At 65.8% G+C, this 1,737-nt stretch carries 1 protein-coding gene and 1 pseudogene; both read left to right on the top strand.

The annotated features are described in order from the left end of the window. Nucleotides 1-1,201: pseudogene (gene istA / locus EN742_RS34060) on the top strand (IS21 family transposase); the annotation flags it as partial. A gap of 16 nt (nucleotides 1,202-1,217) precedes the next feature. Beyond that, nucleotides 1,218-1,737 (top strand): ATP-binding protein (locus EN742_RS34055; RefSeq protein WP_128333826.1); only part of this gene is annotated, 520 nt, incomplete at its 3' end.

Raw genomic sequence — 1,737 nt, 5'->3', positions numbered from 1 at the left:
CCCGACGGCTACGGCTACACCTGGTTCTGCGAGCACTTCGCCGCTTTCGAGCGCCGGACGAGCGCGACATTCCGCAACCGGCATGCGGCGGGCGCGGTGATGCAGACGGACTATGCCGGGCAGACGGTGCCGGTGATCGATCCGGCGACCGGCATCATTTACCCGGCGCAGATTTTTGTCGCCGTGCTGGGCGCCTCCAACCTGACCTTCGCCTTTGCCAGCTCCAGCCAGAAGCTGCCGGACTGGATCGAGGGCCAGGTGCGAGCGCTCGCCTTCTTCGGCGGCGTCACCAGAGCGATCGTCTGCGACAACCTGAAGGCCGGTGTCGTCAAGACGCTGTGGTTCGAGCCGACGCTGAACGCGACCTTTGCCGCGATGGCCGAGCACTACGACACCACCATCCTGCCGACCCGCAGCCGCAAGCCGCGCGACAAGGGCAAGGTCGAAGGCGCGGTGCTGATTGTCGAGCGCTGGATTCTGGCGCGGCTGAGGAACCGATCCTTCTTCTCGATCGCCGAGCTCAACGCGGCGATCGCCGAACTGCTCGAGGAGCTGAACAACCGGCCGATGCGCCATGTCGGCCAAAGCCGCCGCGAACTGTTCGGGGAGATCGAGCGGCTGCCTTGAAGCCGCTGCCGGCGGCACCGTTCGAATACGCCGAGTGGAAGTCGGCGAAGGTCCATCCTGACTACCATGTCGAGGTCGACAAGACCTTTTACTCGGTGCCGCACCGGCTGATCGGGCGCACCGTCGAGGTGCGGCTCACGCATCGAGTGGTCGAGATCTTCCACGATCACCAGCGTGTCGCCAGCCATGTCCGTCGCTCACAGCGTTCCGGCCATGTCACCGTCAACGAACACATGCCCAAGGCGCACCAGCGCTACGCCAACACCACGCCGGCCAGCCTGATCAGCCGGGCGGCCAGGATCGGCCCCAACGCCGCCATTCTGGTCGAGCGCATGATGCGCGACCGGCCGCATCCGGAACAGGGATATCGCTCGGCCATGGGCATCCTGTCGCTGGCGCCGCGCTATGGGCCGGAGCGTCTCGATGCCGCCTGCGAGCGGGCGCTGCTGATCAACGCGATCGCCTACTCCTCCGTCACCGCCATCCTCAAAGCCGGCCTCGACCGGGCCAGCTCCGCAGAACCGGCAAAGCCGACACCCCAGACGCCAACATCCGCGGCTCCACCTATTACCGTGAAGGAAAAAGAAAGAATGCTGACGAACCCTACCCTCGACCAGATGCAGGCCCTCGGTCTGGCCGGCATGGCTGCCGCCTGGCGCGAACTGGCCGAACGCAACAACGCCAACGAACTCAGCCGTGACGAGTGGCTCGGCCTGATGCTCGACCGCGAGGTCGCCATGCGGGCCGACAAGCGCGTCCGGAACCGGCTCGCCTCAGCCAGGCTGCGCTTTCCCGAAGCCTGCATCGAGGACATCGACTTTGCCGCGCCGCGCGGACTCGACCGGCGCAGCACCATGGCGCTCGCCCAGGGCAAATGGCTGAAAACTCATGAGAACCTGATCGTCACCGGCCAGACCGGAACCGGCAAGTCGTGGCTGGCCTGCGCCTTCGGACGGCAAGCGGCACGGCTCGATCATTCCGTGCTCTATGTGCGCGTGCCGCGCCTGTTCGAGGATTTGGCGCTCGCTCGTCTCGATGGCCGCTTCCCACGCCTCATCGACAAACTCACCCGCGCGCAACTGCTCATCCTCGATGACTTCGGAACTCACA

The organism is Mesorhizobium sp. M4A.F.Ca.ET.020.02.1.1, assembly GCF_004022645.1.
Classification (GTDB): Bacteria; Pseudomonadota; Alphaproteobacteria; order Rhizobiales; family Rhizobiaceae; genus Mesorhizobium.
This window is presented reverse-complemented; position numbering and strand designations above follow the sequence as displayed.